This window comes from Bacillus sp. 16GRE42, assembly GCF_019837435.1.
GTDB lineage: Bacteria > Bacillota > Bacilli > Bacillales > Bacillaceae_G > Bacillus_A > Bacillus_A wiedmannii.
Genome location: NZ_JADAXF010000012.1, coordinates 1 through 24,298 on the forward strand (window position 1 = coordinate 1; position 24,298 = coordinate 24,298).

At 36.9% G+C, this 24,298-nt stretch carries 24 protein-coding genes and 2 tRNA genes; all 26 read right to left on the bottom strand.

The window, feature by feature from the left end; translation table 11 throughout:
- Nucleotides 1-321: 321 nt before the first annotated feature.
- Nucleotides 322-1,821, bottom strand: a complete 1,500-nt coding sequence (gene lysS / locus ILS93_RS27740) for a lysine--tRNA ligase (RefSeq protein ID WP_000369672.1) — start codon at nt 1,819-1,821, stop codon at nt 322-324.
- A 159-nt stretch (nt 1,822-1,980) separates the two neighbouring features.
- Entirely contained in the window at nt 1,981-2,979 is a 999-nt protein-coding gene (gene dusB / locus ILS93_RS27745) for a tRNA dihydrouridine synthase DusB (RefSeq protein WP_064475169.1), read from the bottom strand.
- Nucleotides 2,980-3,002: 23 nt separating this feature from the next.
- On the bottom strand, nt 3,003-3,206 hold the full coding sequence (locus ILS93_RS27750; protein WP_000387029.1) for a helix-turn-helix domain-containing protein: 204 nt from the start codon (nt 3,204-3,206) through the stop codon (nt 3,003-3,005).
- Nucleotides 3,158-3,673, bottom strand: a complete 516-nt coding sequence (gene folK, locus ILS93_RS27755) for a 2-amino-4-hydroxy-6-hydroxymethyldihydropteridine diphosphokinase (protein WP_064475167.1) — start codon at nt 3,671-3,673, stop codon at nt 3,158-3,160. The genes ILS93_RS27750 and folK overlap by 49 nt, the downstream gene beginning before the upstream one ends.
- Entirely contained in the window at nt 3,670-4,032 is a 363-nt protein-coding gene (folB, locus tag ILS93_RS27760; protein WP_064475166.1) for a dihydroneopterin aldolase, read from the bottom strand. Before folB ends, folK begins: the two co-directional genes overlap by 4 nt.
- Nucleotides 4,033-4,893: a dihydropteroate synthase gene (gene folP, locus ILS93_RS27765; protein WP_142315072.1), complete on the bottom strand. Its 861-nt coding sequence runs from the start codon at nt 4,891-4,893 to the stop codon at nt 4,033-4,035.
- Nucleotides 4,883-5,740, bottom strand: coding sequence for an aminodeoxychorismate lyase (pabC, locus tag ILS93_RS27770; protein WP_088047082.1), 858 nt, complete (start codon nt 5,738-5,740; stop codon nt 4,883-4,885). Before pabC ends, folP begins: the two co-directional genes overlap by 11 nt.
- Nucleotides 5,734-6,321: an aminodeoxychorismate/anthranilate synthase component II gene (pabA, locus tag ILS93_RS27775; protein WP_064475163.1), complete on the bottom strand. Its 588-nt coding sequence runs from the start codon at nt 6,319-6,321 to the stop codon at nt 5,734-5,736. Before pabA ends, pabC begins: the two co-directional genes overlap by 7 nt.
- A 5-nt stretch (nt 6,322-6,326) precedes the next feature.
- On the bottom strand, nt 6,327-7,724 hold the full coding sequence (gene pabB, locus ILS93_RS27780; RefSeq protein ID WP_222661711.1) for an aminodeoxychorismate synthase component I: 1,398 nt from the start codon (nt 7,722-7,724) through the stop codon (nt 6,327-6,329).
- A gap of 219 nt (nt 7,725-7,943) precedes the next feature.
- Nucleotides 7,944-8,867 (bottom strand): cysteine synthase A, encoded by a 924-nt coding sequence (gene cysK / locus ILS93_RS27785; RefSeq protein ID WP_064475161.1) that lies wholly within the window; start codon nt 8,865-8,867, stop codon nt 7,944-7,946.
- 110 nt (nt 8,868-8,977) lie between these two features.
- Nucleotides 8,978-9,856 (bottom strand): redox-regulated molecular chaperone HslO, encoded by an 879-nt coding sequence (hslO, locus tag ILS93_RS27790; RefSeq protein WP_088047084.1) that lies wholly within the window; start codon nt 9,854-9,856, stop codon nt 8,978-8,980.
- Between the two features lie 6 nt (nt 9,857-9,862).
- Nucleotides 9,863-10,651: a type III pantothenate kinase gene (locus tag ILS93_RS27795; protein WP_000578367.1), complete on the bottom strand. Its 789-nt coding sequence runs from the start codon at nt 10,649-10,651 to the stop codon at nt 9,863-9,865.
- A 225-nt stretch (nt 10,652-10,876) separates the two neighbouring features.
- Complete coding sequence (gene ftsH / locus ILS93_RS27800; RefSeq protein ID WP_016085296.1) at nt 10,877-12,778, bottom strand: ATP-dependent zinc metalloprotease FtsH; 1,902 nt, start codon at nt 12,776-12,778, stop codon at nt 10,877-10,879.
- A gap of 85 nt (nt 12,779-12,863) precedes the next feature.
- Entirely contained in the window at nt 12,864-13,406 is a 543-nt protein-coding gene (hpt, locus tag ILS93_RS27805) for a hypoxanthine phosphoribosyltransferase (protein WP_000981838.1), read from the bottom strand.
- Nucleotides 13,403-14,833, bottom strand: a complete 1,431-nt coding sequence (gene tilS, locus ILS93_RS27810; protein ID WP_222661712.1) for a tRNA lysidine(34) synthetase TilS — start codon at nt 14,831-14,833, stop codon at nt 13,403-13,405. The genes hpt and tilS overlap by 4 nt, the downstream gene beginning before the upstream one ends.
- Nucleotides 14,834-15,066: 233 nt before the next feature.
- A complete protein-coding gene (gene spoIIE, locus ILS93_RS27815) occupies nt 15,067-17,538 on the bottom strand; it encodes a stage II sporulation protein E (RefSeq protein WP_064475159.1) in 2,472 nt (823 codons plus the stop codon).
- A 260-nt stretch (nt 17,539-17,798) separates the two neighbouring features.
- A tRNA-Glu gene (locus tag ILS93_RS27820) sits at nt 17,799-17,870 on the bottom strand.
- Nucleotides 17,871-17,883: 13 nt separating this feature from the next.
- A tRNA-Met gene (locus ILS93_RS27825) sits at nt 17,884-17,957 on the bottom strand.
- A gap of 160 nt (nt 17,958-18,117) precedes the next feature.
- Nucleotides 18,118-18,606 carry a S1 domain-containing RNA-binding protein gene (locus ILS93_RS27830; RefSeq protein WP_000021454.1) on the bottom strand — a complete coding sequence of 163 codons (489 nt, stop codon included), beginning with the start codon at nt 18,604-18,606 and terminating at the stop codon, nt 18,118-18,120.
- An 87-nt stretch (nt 18,607-18,693) separates the two neighbouring features.
- Nucleotides 18,694-19,053, bottom strand: coding sequence for a cell division protein DivIC (gene divIC / locus ILS93_RS27835; RefSeq protein ID WP_001208737.1), 360 nt, complete (start codon nt 19,051-19,053; stop codon nt 18,694-18,696).
- Nucleotides 19,050-19,703 carry a spore cortex biosynthesis protein YabQ gene (gene yabQ, locus ILS93_RS27840; RefSeq protein ID WP_016085301.1) on the bottom strand — a complete coding sequence of 218 codons (654 nt, stop codon included), beginning with the start codon at nt 19,701-19,703 and terminating at the stop codon, nt 19,050-19,052. Before yabQ ends, divIC begins: the two co-directional genes overlap by 4 nt.
- Entirely contained in the window at nt 19,700-20,008 is a 309-nt protein-coding gene (yabP, locus tag ILS93_RS27845; protein WP_001059101.1) for a sporulation protein YabP, read from the bottom strand. The genes yabQ and yabP overlap by 4 nt, the downstream gene beginning before the upstream one ends.
- 58 nt (nt 20,009-20,066) lie before the next feature.
- A complete protein-coding gene (locus ILS93_RS27850) occupies nt 20,067-20,342 on the bottom strand; it encodes an RNA-binding S4 domain-containing protein (RefSeq protein ID WP_001234876.1) in 276 nt (91 codons plus the stop codon).
- Between the two features lie 14 nt (nt 20,343-20,356).
- Nucleotides 20,357-21,817, bottom strand: a complete 1,461-nt coding sequence (gene yabN / locus ILS93_RS27855) for a bifunctional methyltransferase/pyrophosphohydrolase YabN (RefSeq protein ID WP_222661713.1) — start codon at nt 21,815-21,817, stop codon at nt 20,357-20,359.
- A 12-nt stretch (nt 21,818-21,829) separates the two neighbouring features.
- Nucleotides 21,830-23,431 (bottom strand): putative polysaccharide biosynthesis protein, encoded by a 1,602-nt coding sequence (locus ILS93_RS27860; RefSeq protein WP_088047080.1) that lies wholly within the window; start codon nt 23,429-23,431, stop codon nt 21,830-21,832.
- Between the two features lie 232 nt (nt 23,432-23,663).
- Nucleotides 23,664-24,200 (bottom strand): stage V sporulation protein T, encoded by a 537-nt coding sequence (gene spoVT, locus ILS93_RS27865; protein ID WP_000648312.1) that lies wholly within the window; start codon nt 24,198-24,200, stop codon nt 23,664-23,666.
- Nucleotides 24,201-24,298 lie beyond the last annotated feature (98 nt).

Here is a 24,298-nt window from a genome sequence, read left to right on the forward strand (position 1 = left end):
TTCGTTCAGTTTTCAAAGAACTCGTCTGCCGCTCAGAAGCGACTTTATTAATATAACATTTCGTTATATTTTCGTCAACAACTTTTTTCAATAAGTTGTTTTTCGTTTGTTTTGCTTGTTACCTTTCGTGGCAACGAATATAAATATACCAGTTTGATTATTAAAATGCAATAGTTTTTCTAATAAAATTTTCAACTTAGTAAAAAAGTATAAAAACAGCACATTTCTTCTATATAAATATAATTTCTCGCACCATCAAGAACTACTATCCCCACGTAGCTCATACTCAAATAAAAAAAGCTTTGGAGAAATCTCCAAAGCTTAGTCTTGTTTATGACGCATAGCAGGGAATAATAATACATCACGAATAGATGGTGCATTCGTTAACAACATAACAAGACGATCAATACCAATTCCTAGTCCACCTGTAGGAGGCATACCGTACTCAAGAGCTTCAATATAATCATCATCCATCATGTGAGCTTCATCATTACCTTGTTCGCGTTCTTTTAATTGCGCTTCAAAACGTTCTTTTTGATCAATCGGATCATTTAGCTCAGTAAATGCATTTGCATGTTCACGTGCAACGATAAATAATTCGAAACGATCTGTGAATCGTGGATCTTCGTCATTCTTTTTCGCAAGTGGCGAAATTTCTACCGGATGACCGTAAATAAATGTTGGTTGGATTAATTTATCTTCTACTTTTTGTTCGAAGAATTCGTTTATAATATGACCAACTTCCATCGTATCCTTAATACCTACATTATGTTCTTTTGCAAGTTCACGCGCTTCTTCTACACTCATTGGATTCCAGAAATCTGCTCCTGAATGTTCCTTGATTGCATCTACCATATGAAGACGTGTCCATTCTGGTTCTAGATTAATTTCATAATCACCATATTGGATTGTTGTTGTACCTAGTACTTGCTTCGCAATATGAGCAACCATATTTTCTGTTAGTTTCATAATATCTTTATAATCAGCATACGCTTCATATAATTCAATCATTGTAAACTCTGGATTATGACGAGTTGATACACCCTCATTACGGAATACACGACCGATTTCATAAACTTTTTCTAATCCACCCACAATAAGGCGTTTTAAATGAAGTTCAATTGCGATACGCATGTATAATTCCATATCTAACGCATTATGGTGCGTAATGAAAGGACGCGCAGAAGCTCCACCTGCAATTGCATGCATCATAGGTGTTTCCACTTCAAGATAACCATTGTCATCTAAGTATCTTCTCATTTCACGAATGATTTTACTGCGAGTAACGAATGTTTCACGGCTTTCCATACTTGTGATTAAGTCTAAGTAACGTTGACGGTAGCGTTGTTCAACATCTTTTAATCCATGATATTTATCCGGTAATGGACGAAGAGATTTCGTTAATAGTGTAAAGCCCGTTGCTTTCACCGAAAGTTCTCCAACGTTCGTTTTGAACACTTTACCTTCAATACCTACTAAATCACCTAAATCTGCTGTTTTAAATAATTCGTACTCTTCATCTCCAACAGCATCTTTACGAACATAAATTTGAACTTGTCCATGTAAATCTTGAATATGTGCAAATCCAGCTTTTCCTTTACCGCGTTTTGTCATAATACGACCAGCGATAGAAACAGAGATTTCTTTCTCTTCTAATTCTTCTTTAGAGAACTCTCCATATAAGCTTAATAAGTCATTTGTTGCATTTGTACGTTCAAATCGTTTACCGAACGGATCGATTCCTTGCTCACGTAAGTTATGTAACTTTTCACGACGAACAAGCAATTGGTCGTTTAATTCTTCGTGGTTCATGTTATCCATGGTATTGATATCACTCCAGCTCTATTAATTTTTACAATATATACAGTATAGCATTTTCTACTCAACTAGAAAAACTGCCAGCAACTAGCTGGCAGTTCTTCTTTCTTTCACGTAATTATAGGAAGTGTATAGAAGAATGTCAATCTTCCCTATCTATTATTAACCAACGTGAATTGTTTGTTGTTTCGCTTCTACTTCTTCTACAAATGCACCTAATACATTCGCAAGGTCCTCACGCGTATTACAAGCATTGATACCATTACGTACAGTTGCATTACCACGAACACCCTTTAAATACCAAGCTGCATGCTTTCTCATCTCTCTTACAGCGACAATTTCGTTCTTTAAATCGATAAGACGATCTAGATGCAACATACATACGTCAATTTTCTCACGCACTGTCGGTTCCGGCATTAATTCACCTGTTTCCAAATACTTTACCGTACGATAAATCATCCACGGGTCCCCAAGGGCAGCACGACCAATCATAACACCGTCTACACCAATTTCATCAAGCATACGCTTTGCATCTTGTGGCGTTTCGACATCACCATTTCCGATAACCGGGATATTTACAGCTTGCTTTACTTGTTTAATAATATCCCAATCCGCTTTCCCTTCATACATTTGTACTCGTGTACGTCCATGAACTGCTACTGCTTGTCCGCCAGCACGCTCAACAGCTTTTGCATTCTCAATTGCAAAAATATGATCTGCATCCCAACCAATACGCATCTTAACTGTAACCGGCTTTTCAACAGCATCTACAACTGCCGCTACCATTTCATATATTTTATTTGGGTCTAAAAGCCACTTTGCTCCCGCATCACACTTAATGATTTTTGGTACTGGGCAGCCCATATTAATATCAATAATGTCTGCTGTCGTATATTTATCTACGTATTTCGCAGCATCTACAAGAGTTTCTTTCTCTCCACCAAAAATTTGTAAACTTAATGGCTTTTCTCTTTCATCAATATATAACATATCTAATGTTCTTTTGTTATTAAGTAATATCGCTTTATCACTTACCATTTCAGCACAAACTAAACCTGCACCAAATTCTTTTACTGTCAAACGGAATGCAGAGTTACACACTCCCGCCATCGGTGCTAATACAACCGGGTTTTTCATCTCAATGTTTGCAATCTTTAACACTCGACTTACTCCTTCCTTCATAGTCACTTCGGCATTAATTCCTCCACTGAAACCTTTAATGCCTTAGCAACTTCCACTACAAAATCTTGGGAAGGCGATCGATTCCCTCTCTCAACTTCACCTAAAACAGATACAGATACCCCTAACTCTTTCGCAAAACCTTCTTGTGTATAACCTTTCAGCTTTCGAAAAGCACGAATGCGTCTTCCCCATTTTTCTGCTTCCATACCGTTACTCCCTCTCGCCTTTTCATTTCTTCTACTTGTGAACGTGAAATGTTTTGTTTTATATCTTGATTAATCTCTAACAACGGAACGATAACAAAAGCTCTTTCGAACATCCGCGGATGCGGAACAATAAGATTCTCTGCTTCAATATTCTCTTGATTATATAGTAAAATGTCAAGGTCGATGGTCCTCGGACCCCATCTAATTTCCCTTTTTCTTCCTAAATCATTCTCTACTCTTTGTGTAATTTTCAATAATTCTTGCGGTGATAAATTGGTAGAAATTTTTATAACTAAATTTAAAAAGCAACTTTGGTCAGTATAGCCAACTGGCTCTGTTTCATATATAGATGAAATATCGTTAACTTGGATATACGGGTTTTTGTTTAAAAACTGAATCGCTTCAGTTAAATACGTATAACGTTCTCCGATATTTGAACCTAATGCAATGTAAGCTATATTATTCATGGACGTTCTCTCGTAATTTCCACTGCTACAGCACGATAATGTCCAGGTATCGGCGGATCTGGTTTAATTACTTTAATTGTACAACGGAAAATACTCTCATATCGTTTCAATATATCTGCAGCAATATTTTCAGCGATACTCTCTACAAGCTTATACGTTCTATCTTCAACAACTTTTCTACATAACTCGAAAAGCTCTCCATAATTGACAGAATGCTCTAAGTCATCACTTTCTCCTGCCTGTTTCAAATCCAACTCCACCGTTAAGTCCACTTTAAATCTCTGACCCAATTTATTTTCCTCTGGGAATACACCATGATAACCGTAAAACTCCATATCATGAACATAAATTTTATCCAATTACTTTACCCCCTTACCAATCATCGCATCCATCATCTTAGCCATACGTGTCATTTCCTTCACATCATGAACACGAACAAACTCACAGCCCTTTTCAATGCCGAGACAAACGGTAGCTCCCGTTCCCTCAAGACGTTCCTCTACCGGTAAATCTAACACATGTCCAATAAAGGACTTTCTTGAAGTACCTAAGAGAACCGGATAACCCAGTACGTTTAACTGTTCTAAATTACGCATCGCTTCTAAATTTTGTTCAGGTGTTTTAGCAAAACCAATGCCTGGGTCTAAAATGATATTCTCATCTCGCACACCAGCACCTTTAGCAATTTTAATACTGTCATATAAATCAGCAATCATATCAGCCATTAAATTGCGGTAATTCATGTTATCGCGATTGTGCATCAAGATAATAGGTACATCGTAATGAGCTGCAACTTCAGCGATTTTTGGTTCCGCCTTCGCTCCCCAAACGTCATTAATAATATGAGCGCCAGCTTCGATTGCTTGTTTTGCAACTTCAGCTTTATACGTGTCGATAGAAATAGGCAATTTCACTTCTTTTGCAACCGCCTGAATCATCGGAACAACTCGCTTGATTTCTTCTTCCACTGATACTTTAGCAAAACCTGGGCGAGTAGATTCACCGCCGATATCAATAATATGAGCACCTTCATCTCGCATTTCTTTCGCATGGCGCACCGCAGCCTCTACCTCGTTGTAACTCCCACCATCGGAAAACGAATCTGGTGTTACATTTAAAATCCCCATAATTAAAGTTTTTTCATTTAAGTTCAATGTATATTCGCCGCAGCGCAAATCATAATCCCACTTCAAACTACACATCTCCTCTTCACAATTCATTTCTGCTCCACAATTTCTCTCTCTGCATTTCGTAAAGATTCATAAACCTTTTTGTAACCACACCTACTTTACCCGGGAAATCTCGCCCCTCTATATGATAAAGTGGAACAATTTCTTGAATCGAGTTTGTTACGAAAACTTCATCAGCGGAAAGTAATTCATCTTTTGTAAAGAAACCTTCCTTTACTTCGATGCCCAACCCTTCAGCAACCTTTATAATAAACGCACGAGTGATACCATTTAAAATCCCCGTTTTTAACGAAGGTGTATACAAAATATCACCTTTCACGAAAAAGAGATTCGAAACAATACCCTCTGCAACATAACCTGTTTCAGTAAGAAAAATACCTTCCTTATTCACAACATTTCCAATTTCACGTTTTCCTAAAATGTTATTTAAATAATGATGAGACTTTAAGCGAGACGCACCCTCTGGTGTATTTCGCACTTGCTTTAAAACAACCCCTTCTTTTTCTACTACATCTTCAGGGGCTGCTAAAGGTTTTATAAAAACAATAACAGACGGCTCTTCATACATTTTCGTTTGCAATCCAATTTCATCTATGCCCGCTGATACATTAAAACGTACATATGCATGCTCTAATTCATTCTTAACGAGTAAATTCTTCAAAATAAGCAGTACTTCATCTTTCGTCATTGTCCATTTAATTTGCAATGTATCCAGCGCATCTATTAAACGGTCATAATGATCATCCAATAAGAAAGGATGACCATTATAAATACGAAACGTCTCAAAAACTCCAAGACCATATAAATAACCATGATCATAAGGAGAAATTCTCGCTTCACTTGCTTCTACATACTCACCATTTAAGTAAATTAACATGATGTCACACTTGGACTGTATTTACGAATGAAATTCTGCAACAACTCTTTTCCGTGGGAAGTCATAATTGATTCCGGATGGAACTGTACACCTTCAATCGGTAATGTCGTATGACGGAGCGCCATAATTTCCCCTTCTTCTGTCCAAGATGTTACCTCTAAGCAATCAGGTAACGTCTCTTTCTTAACGATAAGGGAATGATAACGTGTCGCAGTAAACGGATTAGGGATATCCGAAAAAATCGTCTTTCCGTCATGATGCATAAGCGACGTTTTCCCATGCATTAAGCGCTCCGCACGTATAACCTCTCCACCAAACACTTGTGCAATGGATTGATGTCCAAGACAAACCCCAAAAATCGGAATCTTTCCAGCAAAGTATTGAATAACCTCCATACTAATACCCGCTTCATTAGGACTACACGGACCTGGCGAAATCATTAAAAAGTCTGGTTTCATATTCTCAACATCTGAAATAGTCACTTCATCGTTACGTTTAACAACAAGCTCTTGTCCAAGTTCTCCAAGAAACTGCACTAAATTAAATGTAAAAGAATCATAATTATCAATCATTAATATCATTTCTCTCACCTAACCGTTTCTTCGCTACGTTCTTTTGCACGCCATAAAGCAATCGCCTTTTTTAACGACTCTTTATATTCATTTTCCGGATTCGAATCAATTACAATTCCTGCTCCTGCTTGTACATGTGCTTTTCCATCTTTAGCAAGCAGTGTTCTAATTACAATATTCAATTCTGTATCTCCAGAATAACCGATCCACCCGATTGAACCTGTATAAATCCCTCGGCGAACAGGTTCTAATTCTTCAATAATTTCCATCGTACGTATTTTCGGGGCACCAGTAATTGTTCCCCCAGGGAATACAGCCTTCACTAAATCAAAAGCATCTTTATCTTCTTCCACCTCACCACGCACATTAGAAACAATATGCATAACATGTGAGTATTTCTCAATTACCATAAATTCATCTACTTCTACAGTGCCATATTTACAAACACGCCCTAAATCATTTCGTTCTAAATCCACAAGCATGACGTGCTCTGCTCTTTCTTTTTCGTTCTCAATTAATTCTTTTGCTAATTCTTCATCCTCTTGCTCATTCGCCCCTCTAGATCTCGTTCCAGCAATCGGTCTTGTACTTACTTCGGTTCCCTCTTTCTTAATTAGCAACTCTGGCGATCCACTAACAATTTGAAAATCCCCGAGCTCCAAGTAACCCATATATGGAGATGGATTAATTTCACGAAGACTTGTATAAATTTCGAGTGGGTGTGTTTGTAACGTTCTTTCTTGCCTTGTCGACAAGTTTACTTGGAACACATCACCAGCTCCAATATATTCTTGAATACATTCAACCGCCTTCATAAAGCTTTCTTCTGTAAAAGCAACTGTTTCACTTTTCTCTTCAGGGCACGCAAAAGGTATATTCACTTCTGGCGCTTCTGTCGCCCAAAGAATCTTCCATTCATTTAATCGCTCTTTTGCCTCTTCATGCTTATCTACATAATGTGTAATAATCCATAATACTTTTTCTTTTTGATCATAAACAAACACATCATCAAATAATAAAAAGAATATATCAGGTATATTAATGTCATCTTCCGCAAGGGAAGGGAGTTTTTCAATATAACGGATGCAATCATAACTAAAGTAACCAATTGCACCACCTTGAAATGGAGGGTATTCCGGATTATAGTCCGTTTTCCATCGCTCCATATATTCCTGCATTAAATCTAATGGATTTCCTTGTTTTATTGTTTCCTTATCACTTTCGCTTATATGTAACGTTTCACCCTTCCCTCGGATTACCGCTACTGGGTTCAACCCCACAATGTTATAACGACCGCCACGTCCACTCTCTAACAAAATATGTTGCGGTTTATCCTTAGAAAGAAATTTATACTGCTTAAAGAAATCTAACTGATATGGAATAGAAAGCGCTAAAGATTTTCTTCGTTGCATATCAACACCCCGTCTTCTTTTATCCCACCCTCTTAGATTAACCACTTCAAACTACATTCGTTATGTATATAAAGTGGTTATACTCGAAGGCTAGTGAAAATAAATTAATTATACTACCTCTTATTTTACATGAAGTTTTCTAGTCATTCACTCTTTTCCTATTTCCAATCCAAAAAGAAAAAGCATCCTTTTCAAGGATGCTTTTTCAATCACATATAATTAAGACTCAAATTGATAAAGCGGTGTACTTAAATAACGTTCACCGTTACTTGGGATAATAACAAGTACCTTTTTCCCTTTACCTAACTTTTTCGCAATTTCTGTTGCTGCATAAATAACTGCTCCAGAAGAGATACCCACTAAAATACCTTCCTCTTTAGCCACTCTTCTTGCATATTCAAATGCTTGCTCTGCTTTTACTTGAACAATTTCATCATATACCTCTACATCCAATGTCTCTGGGATGAATCCCGCCCCAATTCCTTGGATTTTATGTGGACCCGGTTTCCCACCAGATAGTACTGGTGAATCCGCAGGTTCTACTGCATAAATTTTAATATCTTTATACGCTTCCTTCAGTACTTCACCAGCACCAGTAATCGTTCCACCTGTACCAATACCTGCAATAAACGCATCTAATTGTTCACCCATTTGTTCAACAATTTCTGGCCCTGTTGTTAAACGATGAATTTCTGGATTTGATTGATTTTTGAACTGTTGTGGTATAAAGTAGCCATGCTCTTTTGCTAATTCAGTCGCTTGACGAATCGCTCCACCCATTCCTTCAGGTCCTGGAGTCAATACTAATTCTGCACCGTAAGCACGTAATAAATTACGACGCTCAATACTCATTGTTTCTGGCATTACTAAAATTGCCTTATATCCTTTAGCGGCCGCTACCATCGCTAAACCAATTCCTGTGTTACCACTTGTTGGCTCAATGATTGTATCGCCTTCTTTTAATAATCCTTTTTTTTCAGCATCTTCAATCATAGCTAATGCAATACGATCTTTAACACTGCTCCCTGGATTCATAAATTCTAATTTTAAGTATATATCTGCGCTGTTTGATTCTACGATGCGGTTCAACTTAACGATCGGCGTTTTCCCGATTAATTCTGAAACTGATTGTGCCACTCGCATTCCTGTCACTCCTAACACCGAGTATTTTTATTGGTTTTATCTATATTTCGATTTTGTCAGAAAATTCCCTGTTTGTCAATCTATTTAGAGGATGGATTCCCTCACTTCCCTTATGACAAACTCTCAATTAAATTTGTAATATCTTCTTTAGAAAACTTGTATCGCTCATTACAGAAATGACAATGAACTTCTGTCTCTTCTTCTTCTTCGCGAATTTGCTCTAACTCTGTTTTACCCAAACTAATTAACACACTCTCAATACGTTCGCGTGAGCATGTGCAATTAAATTGAACATCCATCACTTCTAATACTTTTACTTTATCTTCTCCAAGAACTGCATACAGTAACTCTTCTGGAGAAAGCCCTTGTTCGATTAACGTTGATACAGGAGGAATTTTTTGCAAACGATCTTCGATGAATGAAATTGTTTCTTCCTGTGCACCTGGCATAATTTGAAGGATAAATCCACCTGCCGCTAATACGCTGTCATCTCCATTTACAAGAACGCCAACTCCTACAGAAGAAGGTGTTTGCTCAGAAACTGCAAAATAATACGTGAAGTCTTCCCCTAATTCTCCTGAAACAATTGGAGATTGACCAATAAACGGCTCACGCATACCAATATCTTTAATTACTGTTACAAATCCCTCAGTACCTACCGCTTGATATACACGTAATTTTCCTTGTTCCGTTCCTTCAAAATCAACATGTGGATTCGTTACATAACCACGTACATCCCCATTTGCATGAGCATCTACTAAGATGGGACCAATCGGACCATTACCTTCTACCTTAATCGTTAACTTTTGGTCACCTTTTAACATCGCGCCCATCATTGTACCTGCAGTTAAAGAACGACCAAGTGCCGCTGAAGCTGTTCTCCATGTATCATGACGTCTTTGCGCCTCACTTACTGTGTTTGTAGTACGTACACTATATGCACGCACTTCCCCATCAAACGCTAACGCTTTTACTAAATAATCTTTCATACTCATTTATTCACCTTTCTCATGCTGTAAATTTGCATTACGCTCGTATAACATATACAAACCCTTTAATGTTAAAAATGGATCTACAACGTCAATTACATTCGATTCTTCTGAAATTAATTTCGCTAATCCACCTGTTGCAATAACTTTCGGTTCTTGTTTAGCTTCCTCTTTCATACGCTTAACAATACCTTCCACTTGTCCAACATAACCATAAAGAATACCAGATTGCATTGCACTTACCGTATTCTTTCCAACAACACTGCTTGGTTTTGTAATTTCAATACGAGGAAGTTTTGCCGCTCTACTATATAAAGCCTCTGCTGAAATCATAATTCCCGGCGTAATAACTCCACCCATATAATGCTTTTCTTCGTTAATATAACAATATGTAGTAGCCGTACCGAAATCGACAATAATAAGCGGACTTCCATACAAGTGGATTCCTGCTACCGCATTTACAATTCGGTCCGCGCCTACTTCACGTGGATTTTCATATTTAATATTTAGCCCTGTTTTTATTCCAGGACCTACTACAAGCGGTTTAATTTTAAAATACTTTTCACACATGCGCTCTAAAGCAAACATAATTGGTGGTACGACTGAAGACACGATAATACCTTTCACATCTTCAAACGAAAGACCTTCATGCTCAAGCAACTGCTTGACAAGCATTCCATATTCATCTTCTGTCTTATGACGATCTGTTTCCATGCGCCAGTGTTGACGAAGTTCCCCCTCTTCAAACACGCCTAGTACAGCATTTGTGTTCCCTACATCCAATACAAAAATCATATTCTCACCACTTATCTTATTTAATCTATATTTGTGCAGTATGTATAAAACTTATAAAAACATCATATCACACATACTTATATAATCAGCTTTTCTATCCTCATCATTTTACAAAAAGATTACGCTCTATTTCAATTTTTAATACCCAATTTATTTAAATTCTTTTTCTACTTCATTTCGTTCCACAAATAAAAAAAGGAGTGACCATCGTCACTCCTTCATCTCTTACTTATCTTCTGATTCTTCATCGTCCTTCTTCATATTGATGTTTACTTTCACATCATCTGAAGATGTTGGACGCTCTGGCAATCTGCCGTAATCATATAAATGATTGATTTGCTCTGCATCTAACGTTTCTACTTCAAGTAACGTTTTCGCAATAATATCTAGCTTATCACGTTTTTCAGTAAGAATTTGGTGCGCGCGAGCATAACATTCTTTTATAATAGTTTGCATTTCCACATCGATTTCATGTGCAATTGCATCACTGTAGTTTTGTTCTGAATGGAAGTCTCTTCCTAAGAACACTTGACCACCTTGTGAGCTACCGAATTGCATTGGTCCAAGCTTATCACTCATACCGAATTCCGTAACCATACGTCTTGCAATACCAGTCGCACGTTGGAAGTCGTTGTGAGCACCTGTGCTTGCTTCACCAAACACAATCTCTTCAGCTACTCGACCACCAAGTAAACCAGTGATTTTATCAAGTAACTCTGGTTTTGTCATGAAGTAACGATCTTCTTTCGGAAGCATCACTGCATATCCACCAGCTTGACCACGAGGGACAATTGTTACTTTATGAACGATATCTGCTTCATCAAGGACAACACCAATTACAGTATGGCCAGCTTCATGGAATGCAACGATATTACGTTCTTTTTCAGAGATAACACGACTTTTCTTAGCAGGACCTGCAATAACACGATCCGTTGCTTCATCAATGTCACTCATATCAATTTTCTTCTTATCTTGACGCGCAGCTACTAAAGCAGCTTCGTTTAATAAGTTTTCAAGATCAGCACCAGAGAACCCTGGTGTACGAGTTGCAATTGCTCTTAAGTTGATATGATCATCAAGCGGTTTATTACGAGCATGTACTTTCAGTACAGCTTCACGGCCATTTACATCTGGACGATCTACTGTAATTTGACGGTCAAAACGACCTGGACGTAATAACGCTGGATCAAGAATATCGGGACGGTTTGTTGCAGCAATGATAATAATACCTTCGTTTGCACCGAATCCATCCATTTCAACAAGTAATTGGTTCAACGTTTGCTCACGCTCATCATGGCCACCACCAAGACCTGCGCCACGTTGACGTCCTACTGCATCAATTTCATCAATGAAAATGATACAAGGAGCATTTTTCTTTGCATTTTCGAATAAATCACGTACACGTGATGCACCGACACCAACGAACATCTCTACGAAATCAGAACCACTGATAGAGAAGAATGGAACGCCAGCCTCACCTGCAACGGCACGTGCTAGTAAAGTTTTACCTGTACCTGGAGGTCCTACTAATAGAACACCCTTCGGAATACGAGCACCAACTTCAGCGAACTTACGAGGATCTTTCAAGAATTCAACTACCTCAACAAGCTCTTGTTTCTCTTCATCCGCTCCAGCAACATCTCTGAAACGAACTTTTTTCTTTTCGTCATTATATAACTTCGCCTTACTTTTCCCGAAGTTCATAACACGGCTACCGCCGCCCTGAGCCTGGTTTAATAAGAAGAAGAATAAAATGAAGATAATGACAAACGGAATGATAGAAGTAAAGAACGTTACCCAAGCACTTGTTTCTTCTGCTGGTTGATACTTAACTTCAGCACCTTGCGCTTTGTCATTAATTTTCTTTTGTAATTCCTCAGTATTTGGTGCATAAGTAACAAATTGTTCTCCTTGGCTAGAGTTGTTAAATTGTCCTTTTACCTCAAATACACCATTTTTCGGTTGAAGTTGCACATTACGCACTTCACCTTTTTCTAGTTTAGTAATGAATTTATCGTAGCTAACTGATGTCGTTTTTTGCGTCGAACCATTAAAATAGCTCACGATTCCAATTACTACTAGGAATATCAGTAAATAAAAGATGGTATTACGGAAGATACGATTCATTCCTAACCTCCTCTCACGGCATAAACACTATTGTAAATCGTAACATAGAAAAACTTTCCTATACAATTGTAACGCCTGTATTTAATTAATTTGAGTAAACGCTTGGTTTTAATACTCCTACATAAGGAAGATTACGGTACTGCTCTTTATAATCTAATCCATATCCTACAACAAATTCATGCGGAACAGTAAATCCAACATAATCCGCTTTCAAATCTACCTTGCGGCCTGTCGGCTTATCTAATAACGTAACAATTTTTACAGACTTCGCTTTACGATATTTAAATAGGTCTACTAAGTAACTTAGCGTAAGACCGCTATCAATAATATCTTCAACGATTAAAATATCGCGACCTTCTACAGAAGTATCAAGGTCTTTTAAAATTTTCACTTCGCCTGTTGAAACGGTAGAGTGACCATAACTAGATACAGCCATAAAGTCCATTTCAAGATATGTATCTGTTCTCTTTAATAAATCTGCCATGAATGGCATCGCGCCCTTTAATACGCCAATCGCAAGAGGTACTGTGTTTTTATAATCCTCTGCAATAATTGCGCCTAATTCGAGCACCTTTTCTTGTATTTGTTCTTCAGAAATTAATACTTTTTCGATATCTTGATTCATCATTTCATTATCCTCCCGGAAGACTCCTTGCTTTTGTAGTGAATAATCATATATTTATCCTTCTTTGCCGTCTCTTTCGAGATAGCAAATGCAGATCGCTTCAACAAGGGTACCCAAATAATATTCCCACTTGCATCACAAACGACCGGCCATTCTTCTCTTTTTTCTCTTGGTACTTTCGCTTCGATAAAGATAGCTTTTATCTTTTTTGTGCCATTCATACCTTGTATTGACATGCGATCTCCATTTTCTCTAGAACGAATACGAAGTGGATATGATATATCATTATACTTAGCAACAAGTACTGTTTCATTCATGTTACTTGGTATGTCTTCGCTCACCTCTGTTACAAGCTTATCCCCGTTCGATAGCGTAATTGTCCCGGGCACTGATAAATCTTGTAAAAAAGGAGAAACAATTCCTTGTTTAAATCCAAAGCTGCACTCTTCGTATGCGCGAACAATTTTTAAATCACCTGGAAAATCAAGTGAACCCGAAGGTTGTGTCCGCTTAAAAAACTCAATCACTTTGTCAATATGTATAGAGGAAAGAGAAGATGGAATCTTATATTCATAAAGATAGTTTAATATTAGTTGAATCCCTCTTCTTTGTAAAGACATAGACATGGATTCAAAGGCAGGAATTGATAAGCTAATTTGTTTATCACTTTTTTTTGTAATTACTTTATTCATTTTCTCAAAAGCTAATTCCTGCAAATACGCCTCATCCTCTTGCATTTGCATGCTAAATTTTTGGAATTTCTCATGCACTTGTGAATTTTCTTCTTTCAAATGAGGAAGAACATATTTACGTAATCGATTCCTTGTATATACTTCCTTTTTATTACTTGGATCTATACGGGGAATTATTTTTAGCTTATTACAGTAATCAACAATCTCTTCCTTCGTTACTCCAAGTAACGGCCTAATTAAATATCCATTATGAAAAGGACGCTTCACTGCAATTCCTGCATATCCTTTCGGAGTACTCCCTCGTACAAGGCGCATTAAAATCGTCTCTACTTGATCATCACCATGATGTCCAAGAGCTACATATCTCGCATCATATTTCTTCATTATTCTTTCCAAAAATGCATATCTGCATTCTCTAGCAGCAACCTGTGCATTCATTCCGTGTTGCTGTTGATATTGCGACACATTAATCCTTATCGTTTCGCAAATAACTCCCAGCCCTTTACAAAGGTCCTGAACAAACTGTAGGTCCTCATGAGATTCATCACCTCTAAACATATGATCCACATGTGCCACTACAATTTCAAACTGTTTTGCTGCTCTTTTTTCTAACAAATAATATAGAAGAGCCAAAGAGTCAGGACCACCAGAAACCCCTACAACAATTGTTGAACGTTCCTTTAATACATCATGCTGCTTTACAAAGTCATCTACCTTTTCAACAAATGTATCTTTCAACTTCGTAATCACCTTTCATTAAACAAGAACAGCAACGTTAGTTACCTTGTTTATAATGGTACAACTTTTACAAACATTGTGCAAAAAAAAGATATACAAAAATTACATTTTTATCTTACATCATCCGTACATATTCAAAAAAATAATAACATTATCTTTTAAAGTAAAAAAACCTAGGCATCCACCTAGGTTTTTAGAAAGAAACAGTGATAAAGAAACATCACACTTAAAATTTATTGTGCCTGCATTCCTACAATTGGAATCGTAGCCCACTTCGGCATATTTTTCTTCACTTTCGCCACAACGATAGTCATATCGTCATTTATATAACCATCACAAGAGCGAATCACCTCTTCCATAATGATATCAGCAATTTCTTGCGGATCTTCGGTTTGTAATTCTTTAATTTTTCGTTTCATCCATAGCTCGTGATTCTCTACATGTTGCGCTCCTTCGAAAATCCCATCGCTCATCATAATAAGGATATCGCCCGTTTTTAATTGTTCACCTACTACATCAACTTCAACATCCTCAATAATCCCCATCGGTAAATTACTCGCCTCAATTTTCAAAATATTATTCGCGCGTTTAACAAAACTCGGCGTCGATCCAATCTTTAAAAATTTCGCACTCGCATCCCGTAAATCCACCATAGCTAAATCTAACGTCGTAAACATCTCTTCTGTTGTTCTTAAAGAAAGAATAGAATTGATAGATTTAATCGCTATTTCCTCATCAATGCCTGATTGAAGTATTTTTTGTAATAATTTCACCGTTTCTTTACTCTCCATATGAGCTCTTTGCCCATTTCCCATACCATCACTAATTGCAAGCGCATATTTACCAACACTCAAATCCATCATCGCATAAGAGTCACCAGAAACAAACCCACCGCCTTTTGCAGCTGTGGCCAACCCAGTATCAAGAGAATACGTTTTTGCTGAACCAAATGATATTAAGCTGTGGCCGTTCGGATAAGAAGATTTTTCTTCATGTTTAACAACAATATTTTCCTTTAGAATATCAGAAAGCATCGGCGCAACTAACTTTTCACATTCTCCATGTTCATTAGATGCAACCGGAATCAACATTTCAATATCAATACTTCCTCTATCTAAACAATATATATCAACATGCTCTACTTCTACGCCAAAATCACGAAACGCTTGCATAATCTGTTCTTCCTGCACTTGATGATTTTCTCGTTCTCTTTGGATCTCCTTAGCAAAATCCTCCATAACTTTTGATACACCTAATAGTTGCTCCGCTACTATTCTACGGTTTTCTTTCATTTGTTTTCGTAATTTTTGTCCTTCATAGAAGTGATCTAATTCACCCGCTACTAAATCCGTCACTTTCTTCCCTCTCACACAATGCTTGTCCCATTCACGAACTAACTTCCGATTATGCTGCAACGTCCCCTCTTCCGTTTCACTCATTATTTGTTTCATATAATCGTACGTTTTGTCGAAATTAACTACCCAGCATTGGTCCTTTTTAAAGCATGTTTGACATGTTTTTGCAGTAATTGTACTTAAGAACAAATCCGCTTCTGTCTCTTTATCTTCCTCCTCCACATATCCATATACAGAAAAGCTATTAGATAAAGCAGCAAATACATTGGCAAATTGATTAATTTTATTCGCTGTAACATCACGCATCCTTCTTAAATACTGTTGTTGATCTTGTGAATGTTCCTGTGTGCCTGGCATGAATTTAGCAATACGATCCATAACAAGTTTCGGTGTTAATAAGAAGAACACAATCGCCACACCAGATTCAATTAAAGTTGTCACAATGTTTGTTTGCTTGTCTACATATAGCGTAATCAAGCTCGTCCCAATTAATAAACCTAAACTAACACCTAAACGCTTCCCTTCTTTTAACAAACCACCAAGCAACCCAGAAAAAGCAAGTAGACTAAGTTGAGACAAACTGGAGACATTGGCTAAACTTAATATTAATCCAGTGACCACCCCCACTGTAGATCCTGTAGCAGCCCCCGCGATAAATGCAAACACAAGCACTAAATACCTAGTAAAAATATGTTGAATAGAAGCGTCATATACAAACCAATCTGTTGTACCTGTTAAAACAGATGCTAGTAATATAATTAAACAAACAATTTCTTCTGTCTCTAGCGCTTGTTGTTTACCTTTTCGTTCTACTAAAAGCGGAACACTTTGTAAAAATATCATAGTTAATACGAAGCTAAGCCCTGCCTCAATCGTACTAACGAGTAAATCGTACATGGTGACAGTTTGTTGCGCGAAATATACGACAACTAAATGTGCGGTTAATGCGGAGATAAATACTTGGAATGGAACAAGTCCAACAGTTTTACGTGTAAACCGACTAAAGAAGATATTATAAATGAAGAAAGTAAAAATAGATGCAAAGGTAAAGAATAAATTATCTATCGAAACTGAAAGTGCGCCCCCCATAAGAGCCAAGAACGCGAGCGGCATTTTATCCCGCTTCATAACATAAACAGCAGCAAAAAACGGCAGTGCAAACGGTAAAATGTTTGTTAATATATACGCTCGTCCCAAAAGAAAACCAATAACAACAATAATAAATCCCCATCTAAAGAAAACCTGCTCAAACTTCATTCGCAACTTACTCGTCCACTTTACTGCTCCAAGCTGACTCTCATTCATTGCCAATGCACTTGTATTCATAGTATTCCTTCCTGCTTTAGGCATATTTTTAACACCACCTGCATAGTTTAATTACTGTCATTATAAAAGATGATTATTGGGATTTTTGTCAAAACAACAGTTTTCACTTTTATAATCGTTCGACTTTTTATTCGAAATAACTCTACATATATACACGGTATGTAATTTATTCTCACTATTTTAATTGAACATTCAGAAAATATAGGGTGATTTTGTAGAAGTGTTGTATGTCTTAATTTATTTAACAAAAAAAGATCATGCAAATTTGCATGATCTTTTTAGGATGACCCGTACGGGATTCGAACCCGTGTTACCGCCGTGAAAGGGCGGTGTCTTAACCACTTGACCAACGGGCCGTTAAATTAAATATAGCGGCGGAGGGGATCGAACCCCCGACCTCACGGGTATGAACCGTACGCTCTAGCCAGCTGAGCTACACCGCCATGTCGTCTTATTTAACGGACAATTAGTATCTTACCTCAGATATATTTTAAAGTCAACACATCTTGAAAACTTTTTTAAAAATATATTTTCACATATAAAAAAGCACCCCGAGCAATCGCCCTGGGTACTTCTCTATATGCTAAGAATTAAACGTTCTTATTATCCGCGACGTGCGCCACGGCCACCGCGTTTAGATTCTGTGTTACGCTTTAAAGAAGTTAAACGATCTTCACTGTCCTTTAAGAAACGTGCCATCTTTTGCTCGAATGTTTCTTTTGGAGCTCGTTCGTTACCGCCACCACGGTTATCTCTGTTGAAAGAACGATTACGTTGTGGACGTCCAGAACGTTGTTGATCGCCACCGCCACCGCGTTGGTATTCACCACGTGGACGATCTCCTTCTGTTTTTTCACGCTCTTTCGCTTTTTTAATAGATAGACCGATCTTGCCATCTTTTTCAACGTTAATAACTTTTACTTCTACTTGGTCGCCCACTTTTAAGTGATCGTTAATATCTTTCACATAATTATCAGCAACTTCACTAATATGAACAAGACCCGTTAAGCCTTCTGGCAGCTCCACAAAAGCCCCAAAATTTGTAATACCTGTTACTTTACCCTGTAACTTGCTGCCTACCTCGATTGACATAAAAAAAATGCTCCTCCTTAGTGGTTAAAAAGTCAAATTTTACTTTATTATATATAATCCTAAAATATAGTGTCAATAAGACATACTCTACTTAGAAACAGGAAAAATTATCTCCCCTTTTCCAGAGAAGAAATAATCCCTTCTAGCAATCTTTAATACGTACTCTTCATCATTTAACTTTTGAACTTCGTCTTTTAGACTCTTTTCTTTATTCGTTAATGAATCCAGTTCTTTTTTCATGTCCTTAACTTTTGCTTCTTTTGCTCTAATGGAACTGTTTTGTTGATAAAACGTTACACTAATACTCGCAATAATTGTAAAAGCAAAGACAAGAAAAACCGCTAAACGGCGATAAAGTCGCTTCCTGTTCTCATCCGTTTGTATTATATGCTCTTTAACAGGATTTGGACTCTGTTTTTCGATTGTTCTTTGTCTCAGTTCCCTCATTTCCGAGGTCCCCCTAACTTCTTTTTTATACGCTCCCATAATTGGAAGATGTGTCCCTTCAATTTTGCTATATATTGCAGGAACCCTACATGTTTCATTATAAAAAGTTTAACACGATTAGGGAGAAGTTTCCATATGAGCGAAGCAATAAATCGAACAGGCCAGAAAAAAACTTTCCATATGAAAAGTAATATCCAAATCACCATTTTCCATAACACATGTCCAATTGAAAGCAGTATACGAAATAAGAATAATATAAATGCAATAAATAGCTGCGCTATAATAATAACAGGTTTTATCATGAGTAGCTTTATAATTTGAACAAAAAAATGTGTTGTTTGCATAAAAATATAGATGAGAAAATTTAACAGTTTCATGTATAGTGCTTTCAATAAGCTTTGATACGCCGCAAAACCACATAATAATGCCAAAAATACATATATACGTAGTTCAGCTTCATTTACAAGAAGCAATACATAAAAAACGAATAATGCTTGGACAATCCAAAATAGTATATCATGTATAAATACAAGCCAACGTTTACGTTCTTGCCGCTTTAAAAATCGTTGGTATGTATCTAAAGACGCTCCAATCCAAGCACCCATTCCGATCATTGAGAGCATCGTATACAACTGAATTGTTAGGCTCATTTAAACAACTTACTAAAGAATCCTTTAGTTTTCTCCCCTTGATTCTCATCAATATACAGCATCTCATGAACTTTCCCTTTAATCGATACAACACCTTTTTCTACATCTAAATTTTTCATTTGCAAATTTTGACCACGAATTGTTAAAAAACCCATTACGGTCTCAAGTAAAAACTCCTCGCTATCAAAACTCTCTACCTGCTTTACACCGGTAATATCAATTACACGCCTGCCACGCATAATAATATCATGCTCTACCGAAACATTTTGTTGATTAGAAGACATAGGTGAGTAACCATTATTCACGTAAATCCCCCCATAGATTTATACTAGCTAATAGTAATGTATGAAGGGATAATTGATTTTAGAACAAGCCTTCTTCAGCCTTTACTTTTTCTTCGCGAACTAAACTATACATATTTGCTGCATCTTCTTTTTTAGTCGTTTCTTTCAATTCGTTTATTTTTACAGTTACTATTTTTTGACCAAAACGAATTGTTAATTCATCAGCTACTTTCACATCTGAACTCGCTTTTGCCACTTGACCATTAATTGATATTCTTCCTTGATCAGCTACTTCTTTCGCTAATGTTCTTCTTTTAATTAAACGTGATACTTTTAAAAACTTATCTAGACGCATATCAAATCCCCCTATTAACGCTCTGTTTGTTTTGCCTCTTCCCATAAAACATCTAACTGCTCTAATGATAAATCTTGCATCTCTTTATTCATTTCAGCTACCCTTGCTTCCATGTATAAGAAACGACCGACGAATTTCTCATTCGTTGAACGTAACGCCTCTTCGGGATCTATTTTATAATGACGAGCTATATTCACAAACGCAAATAGTAAATCGCCAAATTCACCTAACATTTTCGCCTCATCCATATTTGTAACTTCTTGTTGGAACTCTTGCCATTCTTCTAAGGCTTTCTCTATCATCGGTTGTACATCAACCCAATCGAAACCAACTTTGCCAGCTTTTTTCTGGATTTCATAGGCGCGTAGTAACTGGGGCAAACTTTTTGGAACCCCATTTAAAACAGATTCTTTCACGAATCCTTTTTCTTGTTTTTTAATTTCTTCCCAATTGGCAATTACTTCATCGGCATTATTTACATCCATATTCCCAAATACATGCGGGTGGCGGCGAACCATTTTCTCAGATAAAGTTCGAATAATATCATCTATAGAGAACCAACCTTCATCCTCCCCGATTTGAGCATGCAACATAACTTGTAATAATATATCACCCAGTTCTTCTACTAAGTGATCATCATCCTCTTCATCAATTGCTTCCAACACTTCATAAGCTTCCTCAATTAAATACTTCTTTAAAGATTGATGTGTTTGCTTTTTATCCCACGGACAACCATTCGGTCCACGAAGGTCTGCAATAATTTCTCTAAGCACATCAAACTGTTGATACAAGGACGCACGTTCTTTAACTGGTGGTACATATACACTCGTTAAATTATTCAACTCTGTTTCATGATCTAACATGTACAACGGTACCTTTTTAACTTGTTCAAACGAAGTCCCTGCAGCTGTTACGATATACACTTCATAATCATCTGATAGCATCTCCATTAATGTTAATTTCACATCAGACGCAACGAATGCATCATATACTTGGCAAAAGATTAAATGTTGACGTAATTCTAATTGTCCTCTTTCAAATGATGTGGCGTCAATTAATTGGAATCCTTCAATCGGATCAATCTTTAGACTCGCAAACATAGGATCAAGGAAACTTTGTCCACCTTCAATGCGCACTTCAACATTCGCTACTTCGCCTTTTTCCAACAGTAGCTGAACCGTTCTTTCCGCTACAAGCGGATGCCCTGGCACGGCATAGATGATTTCTGTGCCTTCAGCTTGTTCTAGCAATGTATTCGCGATTGTTTCATATACAATTTCAAATGTATCATGCGCTTCATATACACTGTCAAAGGCTGTATATTGTATACCTTCTTTCTCCAACTCTTCTATAACGGGATGTTCCTTCGTTCTAACAAACATGTGATCTGCTTCTTTTATTTTTCGATATACACCCATCGTTAACTGATCTAACTCACCAGCACCTAACCCTAAAATAGTAATGATTCCACTCACAACCTGCCACCTCTATCCACTCTTCTTCAATAAACCTTCTTTTTTCTCTTTTTTCATAACGGTTCCTATTTCCGCTTTTGTAAATACACGTAATTTTAAAATTAAAAACACATATGTTAATCCACCGATAGCTACACCTAACAATGCCTCAAGTGTTGCAATTCCTCTATGCGTTGTATCAATTACTAATCCAGACATTTGCATCACACGTATAAATATTATTAATACAAACCCCATACCGATACCACTAATAACTACACCTAACATATTACGCTTATCGATAAGCGATTCAGATACAGCTTGCATAAGTAATGCACTATTTAGCACAGAAATTACAATTAACGCAACTAGTGTTGCAATTGCAGCTCCCTTCACACCAAAATACGGCATTAATGTATAATTTAAAGCTAACTTTAAACAACCCCCAAATATAACGAATATTGCTGGTTTTAATGTTTGTCCTAACCCTTGCAAAATAGAAGCAGTTGTAATCGACAATGAACTAAATAAAATAGATAAAGATAAAATGGATAAAACATCTGACCCATCACTATTTTCAAACAACATAATATTCGTAGGCTGAATAATACAAGTTAATCCAATGGCAGCTGCAAATCCAATAACAAATGTTATTTTCATTGCTAACTTTACCTTTTCTCGAATAAAGGAAAGATCTCCTCTTTCCTTCGCCGCTGTAATAATTGGAATAAGTGACAATGAGAAAGAAGTTGTCACGACAGTACCTAATTGCATAAGCGGGATACTTCTGTCGTAAACACCTTTTAATACCTTTGCACTTTCAGCTTGTTCTCCTGCCCCAATAAGTAAGGAATAGAAGGAAATGGAATCAGCCATTTGTATAAAAATAAGTACTAAATTACTAACACAAATCGCCAATCCCTGCCAAAACAGAATTTTAATGATCCTCTTTTTCCCCTTAATTCTCTTTACACTCTTGAAAAATATAGAACGAAAGTCATGACGCATATAAAGTACAAGTACGATAATCCCAATCAGTCCGCCTGCGATTGAACCTAACATAGCACCTGCACCGACTGTATATAAATCAAATCCGTGAGCAATTAGGAATAGAGATAAAAATACAATAATAGAAACACGAATCGTTTGTTCTATCACTTGCGAAACAGCTGTTGGCATCATATTATTGAATCCCTGAAAATATCCTCTTGCTACAGATAAAAACGGCATCAATATGAATGAAAATGAAATAACACGTAATAACTTATCTAAGTGTATATCACCCATGGCTGCTGCAATTGTTTCGGCACCAAAAAACAATGTAAAAAAGCCTACGAAACCAATTCCCAATAAAGACCAAAAAGATACACAGATAATTTCTTCTGCTTCTTGTTGTTTCCCTCGCTCTAATCGTTCCGCAACCATTTTTGAAATTATAATGGGGAACCCATAAGTAGCTAAAATTAAACAAAATCCATAAAACGGATAAATTTGTTGGTAAATATAAAAACCAATATCACCCGCTATATTTTGATATGGAATACGGTAAAAAGCGCTTAATACCTTTGTAACAAAACTTGCGATTGTTAATATAATAGCCCCACGCCAAAAGGCTTGATACTTCTTTGATTCCATACAAGAAAACTCCTTTTTCTATTCTCACCCCTCGTATTATATCATAAAGAAAAGGACAAGCTTCCTTGCCTACACGAGTAATAATACGTTCGCGCAACGATAGAAATGTTCAACGAAAAAAGGTAGCAAAGCGCTACCTTCATTCAATATACATATATCTCCAAATATTTGATTTCTCAAGAAGAAATATCATAATTAGGAAAGATTGCTACTTCTAAAATTCCATATAGCCTTACTGCTCCATTTGTTTCGCTAAAAAGCTTGCAGCTGTATTTACTGACTTATGCTCTACTTCACTTATAATAGCCTCTTTAGAGAAGATAACAACAGCTCCAATTGGATCCCCATTCGCAACAATCGGGCCAATTGTATAGGAACTCACTTTTTCTGTTACTCCATCAATAATTGAAATTTCGCTTTCATCTGTCATAATTACAGACTTACGCTCTTCCATTGTCTTCTCAATTAAATCGCCAACACTTTTATTTAAGTATTCTTTTTTAGATACGCCTGCTACTGCGATAATAGAATCACGATCGCATACAAGCACATTATGTCCTAAGCTATCGTATAAAGCTTCCGTATATTCCTTTGCAAAATTACCTAGTTCACTAATTGGAGAATATTTTTTCAAAATCACTTCTCCATCGCGATCAACAAATATTTCTAGTGGGTCTCCTTCTCGAATACGTAAAGTTCTACGAATTTCCTTCGGAATTACTACCCTACCTAAATCATCAATTCGACGTACGATTCCAGTTGCTTTCATTCTAATGCTGCCTCACTTTCTACTGATGATCAAAGTGGTGAATTTACCTGTTCATGTAAAAATCACCAACTGTTAGACATAGTATTTTACACATTAGT